This window comes from uncultured Neisseria sp. (genome assembly GCF_951230505.1).
GTDB lineage: Bacteria > Pseudomonadota > Gammaproteobacteria > Burkholderiales > Neisseriaceae > Neisseria.
On sequence record NZ_CATNVN010000102.1, the window covers coordinates 1 to 6,642 of the forward strand.

Annotated in this window: 6 protein-coding genes; all 6 read left to right on the forward strand. The window is 51.9% G+C overall.

Features of this window, described 5'->3' with window-relative positions:
- Positions 1–305 precede the first annotated feature (305 nt).
- Positions 306–968: a DedA family protein gene (locus Q1M25_RS07120; RefSeq protein ID WP_101755331.1), complete on the forward strand. Its 663-nt coding sequence runs from the start codon at positions 306–308 to the stop codon at positions 966–968.
- Positions 969–1,034: 66 nt separating this feature from the next.
- Positions 1,035–2,018, forward strand: coding sequence for an asparaginase (locus tag Q1M25_RS07125; RefSeq protein WP_293204937.1), 984 nt, complete (start codon positions 1,035–1,037; stop codon positions 2,016–2,018).
- Between the two features lie 12 nt (positions 2,019–2,030).
- Entirely contained in the window at positions 2,031–2,798 is a 768-nt protein-coding gene (locus Q1M25_RS07130; protein WP_293204934.1) for a TatD family hydrolase, read from the forward strand.
- A 287-nt stretch (positions 2,799–3,085) separates the two neighbouring features.
- On the forward strand, positions 3,086–4,354 hold the full coding sequence (locus Q1M25_RS07135) for an Nramp family divalent metal transporter (protein ID WP_049344377.1): 1,269 nt from the start codon (positions 3,086–3,088) through the stop codon (positions 4,352–4,354).
- Between the two features lie 156 nt (positions 4,355–4,510).
- Positions 4,511–5,587, forward strand: coding sequence for a peptide chain release factor 1 (prfA, locus tag Q1M25_RS07140; RefSeq protein ID WP_049329850.1), 1,077 nt, complete (start codon positions 4,511–4,513; stop codon positions 5,585–5,587).
- Positions 5,588–5,736: 149 nt separating this feature from the next.
- A partial coding sequence (locus Q1M25_RS07145) for a phosphate acyltransferase (protein ID WP_300483373.1) occupies positions 5,737–6,642 on the forward strand: 906 nt, incomplete at its 3' end.

Here is a 6,642-nt window from a genome sequence, read left to right on the forward strand (position 1 = left end):
TTTGCCATCAGCTTCCAATCCGGCGATAAATTCTCGCAGATCTCTGTATTTCATGATTTCATTTTCCTGAACAGGCCGTCTGAAAGCAGACCGCCATTTCGGGTTTGAAAGATAAACCAGCAGCTATTGTACCTGCCAAATCTGTTCAAATCCCAACTTTCCACGTCCGAATTTCAAGTTTTTTTTTGCAAACTACCGTCAAATTTAAACAATATCTGCTTGTGATTGCTTTCAGACAGCCTTATCTTTGGTAAAATTCCAACTTAATCCAATCATTAATCAATATTTATCGTGGGACGGCGGCCATGTTTGCAATTTTAGAATCTTTTTTCGTTGAATACGGCTATGCGGCCGTGTTTTTCGTTTTGGTTATTTGCGGCTTCGGCGTGCCGATTCCTGAAGATTTGACGCTGGTAACCGGCGGTGTGATTTCCGGCCTGGGTTATACCAACTCGCATATTATGTTTGCCGTCGGCATGCTCGGCGTATTGGTAGGCGACGGCTTTATGTTTGCGGCCGGCCGGATTTGGGGACAAAAAATCCTTAAATTCAAACCGATTGCGCGCGTGATGACACCCAAACGCTATGCCCAAGTACAGGAAAAATTCGACAAATACGGCAACTGGGTTTTATTCGTCGCCCGTTTCCTGCCCGGCCTGCGTACTGCCGTTTTCGTGACCGCTGGTATCAGCCGTAAGGTTTCCTACCTGCGCTTTATCCTGATGGACGGCTTGGCCGCGCTGATTTCCGTTCCGGTTTGGATTTATCTGGGCGAATACGGCGCACGCAATACCGACTGGCTGATGAAAAAAATGCACAGCCTGCAATCAGGTATCTTTACCGTACTGGGCATCGGCGCAGTCATCATCGGCTGGATTTGGTGGAGAAAACACCGACGCCATACCTTCTTCCGTGAAAAACTGCAAGAAAAACGCGCCGCAAAAGCTAAAAAACAAGCCAATCAATAAACCATTCCAGGCCGTCTGAAACATTTTTCCGCTTTCAGACGGCCTCTATCATTGACCCAAAACACCATGAAACAAAAAATCTTCGTCCTCTACACCGGCGGCACTATCGGCATGACCCAAAGCAGCGCCGGCCTACATCCCGACACCGCTCTCGTCGATAAAGCCCTTGCCCCCTTTTCAGACGGCCTTGATTTCGAATGGCACGTTTGTCAGCCGCTCATCGACTCTTCCGCGGTAACGCTGCAAAACCAACGCAACTGGCTGGAGCTTATTATTGCCAAACTGCCTGACTATGACGGCATTTTGGTGCTACACGGTACGGATACCATGGCATACACTGCCAACCTCTTCGCCCTTTCGCTGCAAGGCTTAGACAAACCCGTTATCCTGACCGGATCGCAATGGCCTTACGATGCCGCCAACAGCGATGCGCCGCGCAACCTTGCCACCGCCGTTTCCGCCTTCTCGCTCAAGCTCAAACAAGTGGCCATTGCCTTTGACGGCAAACTCTTCTCCGCCGTCGGCAGCAGCAAGGTCAGCACCGAGACCTCCGCAGGTTTTGACAACCTGCATTTTGGCGCACTCGCCGAATGGGAGGAAAACAAAGGTTGGCACAATATCCATATTGCCCCGACCCAACATTCAGACGGCCTCAAACCGCGTCTTCCAAATCCTGAAGCCAAAGTTTCCGTCCGCACGCTGATTCCCGGTTATGCCGCGCAAGAACTTTCAGACGGCCTGCCCCAACTTTCCACTCAAGCCCTGATTCTGCAAAGCTACGGCCACGGCAATGCGCCAAGCAACGATGCGTTTGTCCGAGCCGTCCAAGCCTTTACGCAACAAGGCAAATTGCTGCTCAACATCAGCCAAGTGCCGCAAGGTTGCGCCGCCGCCGTCTATGCCCAAGGAGATGCTTTACGTCAGGCAGGCATCATCAACGGCGGCAAATGCAATCTCGAAACTGCCACTGCGCTGATGACCCTCGCCGTATCTCATGACTGGAATGCAGATAAGGTGCAACAAGAATTGCGACAATTAAATCTGCTGTAACCGCCATTAAATATGACTTTCACCGACACCCACTGCCATCTTGCCGATCCCAAACTTGCCGATACGCTGCCTGCCGTGCTTACCGAAGCGCAAGCCGCCGGCGTGGTGCGTTTTATCGTACCGGCTACATCTCCCAATGATTGGCAGGCAGTTGCGCAGTTGGAAAGGCCGTCTGAAAACATCCATATTGCTTTGGGCATTCATCCGTGGTTTTCAGATGGCCTCAACGAAGCGGCATTCCAAGAGTTAGAGAAAGAATTAATCCGGCATCCGCAAGCATGGGTTGGCGAAATCGGCTTGGATTTTTATGACAAAGAGCAAACCCAAGCGCAACGCGACACACAAACCGACGTCTTTATCCGCCAACTTATCCTCGCCCGACACCTCAACCGCCGCGTCATCATCCATAATCTGAAAGCCACCGCCGCCATTGCCGCCGCCGTCAAAACCGCCGGTTTCACACGAGGCGGTATTGTTCACGCCTTCTCCGGCAGCGCAGAAGAAGCGCGGATTTTGGTGAAACTCGGCTTCAAAATCGGCATAGGCTCGCTGCTGCTCAATCCCAATGCAAAAAAAGTCCGTACCGCCTTACAAGCCTTAGACGACACGGATTTCGTTCTCGAAACCGACAGCCCCTTTATGCTCGACCACGAAACCAATACCCCGGCCAACATCCGCCGTATCGCCGAAATTGCCGCCGAATTGCGCGGCGTACCGCTGGCACAACTGGCTAAAATAACCGAGCAAAACGTGGATTCCCTGCTCCATACTTCCCCTTAATATGCCGACCTCAAGGCATCAAAAAGCCTCGTTCAGCCGTTCCGTTTCCAAACGGACACACTCAGCCCTCCCTACCCCATATTCATGAATAAAAAGCGATACAAGGCCGTCTGAAAAAATGTTTTTGGCACAAAATATCGTTCACTCCGTCATCTCGGCTTTTTAACACCGTATTTTCCCTTTGATTGATAAAAAGTATTACGCATATTATTGGGCAAACTTTTTATTTACGTTAAAATATGCTTTTTTTTGATAATAAGGTCGTCTGAAAAAGACGGAAACTAATTATGGCTGAACAACATACACACGCTTCCACCTGGAAGAGCAAAATCAATGCTCTCGGCCCGGGTATCATGATGGCTTCGGCGGCAGTCGGCGGCTCGCACCTGATTGCCTCCACGCAGGCAGGCGCACTTTACGGCTGGCAGCTTGCGTTGATTATTATTCTGACCAACCTGTTCAAATACCCATTTTTCCGCTTCAGCGCACATTACACGCTGGACACGGGCAAAAGCCTGATTGAGGGCTATGCCGAAAAAAGTCGCGTTTATTTGTGGGTATTTTTGATTTTGTGTATTGCATCGGCAACGATTAATGCCGGTGCGGTCGCCATCGTTACCGCCGCCATCGTCAAAATGGCGATCCCGTCGCTGACTTTCGATGCCGGCATGGTGTCCGTCATGATTATGGTTTCCTGCCTGCTGATTTTGGCAAGCGGCCGCTATAAAGCATTGGACAACGTTTCCAAAATCATCATCGTCAGCCTGACCATCGCCACCGTCGCCGCAGCAGCCGTGGCCATGTCTCGCGGCATGCAGATGAAACCCGACTTTATCGAGCCTACCCCGTGGACACTGGCAGGCTTGGGCTTCCTCATCGCGCTGATGGGCTGGATGCCTGCACCGATTGAAATTTCCGCCATCAACTCTTTGTGGGTTACTGAAAAACAACGCATCAACCCTTCCAGCTACCGCGACGGCATTTTTGACTTCAACGTCGGCTACATTACCAGCGCGATTTTGGCGGTCGTTTTCCTCGCCTTGGGTGCATATGTACAATACGGCAACGGCGAGGAAGTGCAAATGGCGGGCGGCAAATATGTTGGCCAACTGATTAATATGTACGCCGTTACCATCGGCGACTGGTCTCGTCCATTAGTGGCATTTATTGCTTTCGCCTGCATGTACGGCACCACCATTACCGTAGTGGACGGCTACGCCCGCGCGATTGCCGAACCGGTACGCCTGCTGCGCGGCAAAGACAAAACCGGCAATGTCGAATTGTTTGCTTGGAACGTCTGGGTTGCAGGCTCAGGCTTGGCCGTAATTTTCTGGTTCAACAGCGCGATGGCGGAACTGCTCAAATTCGCCATGATTACCGCCTTCGTTGCCGCCCCTGTGTTCGCTTGGCTGAACTACCGCCTCGTCAAAGGCGACAAACGCCACAAACTGACCATGGGCATGAACTTCCTCGCCATTATCGGTTTGATTTATTTGACCGGCTTTACCGTTTTGTTCCTGCTGAACCAAACAGGCATCTTGGCTGCGCCTAAATAAGCACATATGAAAAAAGGCCGTCTGAAACTTCAAAACAGGTTTCAGACGGCCTTTCCAATCCATCATATCTTTTTGAATTTTCATTCAAACCCATTATAATAACGCCTTATTTCGCCGTTGCAGACCACTCGACGGCATCCGTATTTTGGAAAATTTATGAAGCCGTCTATTTTAGAAAAACTACAACAACTCAGCGACCGACTGGAAGAAGTCACGCACCTGCTCGGTCAGCCTGAAGCCACGTCCGACATGGACAACTACCGCAAACTCACACGCGAACACGCCGAACTGACCCCCGTCGTCGAAGTCTTTCAAAACTATCAACTTGCACAAAGCGACTTGGCGGATGCCGAAGAAATGCTGTCCGACCCTGAAATGAAAGACTTTGCCGCCGAAGAAATCGAAGCGGCAAAAGCCAAAATCGACGAACTCGATACCGAATTGCAAAAACTGCTGCTGCCAAAAGATGCCGACGACGATAAAAATATCTTTATCGAGGTACGCGCCGGTACCGGTGGCGACGAAGCCGCGCTGTTTGCAGGCGATTTGCTGCGTATGTACAGCCGCTACGCCGAGCGCAACCGCTGGCAGGTTGAAATCGTTTCCGCCAACGAAAGCGAATTGGGCGGCTATAAAGAAGTCATAGCCCGCATTATCGGACTCGGGGCGTACAGCCGTCTGAAATTTGAATCCGGCGGCCACCGCGTGCAACGCGTCCCTGCCACCGAAAGCCAAGGCCGTATCCATACCTCCGCCTGCACCGTCGCCGTCATGCCCGAAGCGGACGAACTCGAAGACATCGAATTGAACCCCGCCGACCTGCGCATCGATACCTTCCGCGCATCCGGTGCCGGCGGTCAGCACATCAACAAAACTGACTCCGCCGTCCGCATTACCCACTTGCCGACAGGTATGGTGGTCGAATGCCAAGACGGCCGTAGCCAACACGCTAACAAGGCGCAGGCGATGAAAGTCCTCGCCGCCCGCTTAAACGATGCACAAAAACGCGAAGCCCAAGCCAAAGAAGCCGCCGAACGCAAATCCCTGATCGGCAGCGGCGACCGCAGCGAACGCATCCGCACCTACAACTACCCACAAGGCCGCGTGACCGACCACCGCATCAACCTTACCCTGCACAAACTGGATTTTGTGATGGACGGCGACTTAGAAGAAATTACCAATGCCCTGATTGCCGAACATCAAGCCGAGCTTTTGGCGGCAATGGGGGATTGATGGATTTGGTCCATTGCGTTTATACTTTTCAGACGGCCTGATGACATATGTCAATATGACCGTGTATATGTTATCCCAAAGTGATAAAATGCAGCACCAGCTGCGCCACAGCAACACCCTTCTACAATCACCGAAAGAGAGGACACAAAATGGCAAAAATCCTGATCGCACCGGTATCTACCGGCCTGAGCGCCGATGCAGCGGCAAAAGCATTTGCAGCGGCATTGAATGCGCAAGTTTTCCAAGCCGTTGACTCCACTACAGAAGCCCTGTTGGCTCAAGGCAAAAGCGACGACTGGTTCGACGCGCTTGTCGGTAAAGTTGCAGCATTGAACGCAGATAACCTCGTTATCGAAGGCATCACTCCTGATGCGGACAAATTGTTCTTGGCAGGCAAAAACGTCGAATTGGCGTTATCTTTGGACGCAGGCGTTGTATTGGCGCTGAAATCCGACAACACCGACGCAGCCGCCATTGCCCAACAATTAAACCTCACCAAACAGCTCTACACCAACTCCCCAGGCTTATTGGAAGGCTTTATCATTGACGGCGCAGCCGCTGCTTTAGGCGCACAAGTTGCCGAGCAAACCGGCCTGACTTTCTTCGGCTCCAGCGACAAACTACAAGACGTATCCGCTTTGGCCAAACGCGAAGCCAAACGCCTGTCTCCAGCCCAATTCCGTTACAACCTGATCGATTTCGCACGCAAAGCCGATATGCGCATCGTTCTGCCTGAAGGTGCAGAACCGCGTACCGTCGCTGCCGCCGCTATCTGTCACGAAAAAGGCATCGCCCGTTGCGTACTGTTGGCTACCCGCGAAGAGGTTGAAGCCGTAGCGAAAGAGCGTGGCATCTCCCTACCTGATTCTTTGGAAATCATCGATCCTGCTTCTTTGGTTGAGCAATACGTCGAGCCGATGTGCGAATTGCGCAAATCCAAAGGCCTGACTCCTGAAGATGCACGCAAACAACTGCAAGACACCGTCGTCCTCGGCACCATGATGATGGCGCAAAACGACGTGGACGGCTTGGTATCCGGCGCCGTTCATACTACC

Coding starts and splice junctions, on each gene's coding strand:
- Q1M25_RS07120 (WP_101755331.1), top strand. CDS start 306: ATGTTTGCAATTTTAGAATCTTTTTTCGTTGAATACGGCTATGCGGCC.
- Q1M25_RS07125 (WP_293204937.1), top strand. CDS start 1,035: ATGAAACAAAAAATCTTCGTCCTCTACACCGGCGGCACTATCGGCATG.
- Q1M25_RS07130 (WP_293204934.1), top strand. CDS start 2,031: ATGACTTTCACCGACACCCACTGCCATCTTGCCGATCCCAAACTTGCC.
- Q1M25_RS07135 (WP_049344377.1), top strand. CDS start 3,086: ATGGCTGAACAACATACACACGCTTCCACCTGGAAGAGCAAAATCAAT.
- prfA (WP_049329850.1), top strand. CDS start 4,511: ATGAAGCCGTCTATTTTAGAAAAACTACAACAACTCAGCGACCGACTG.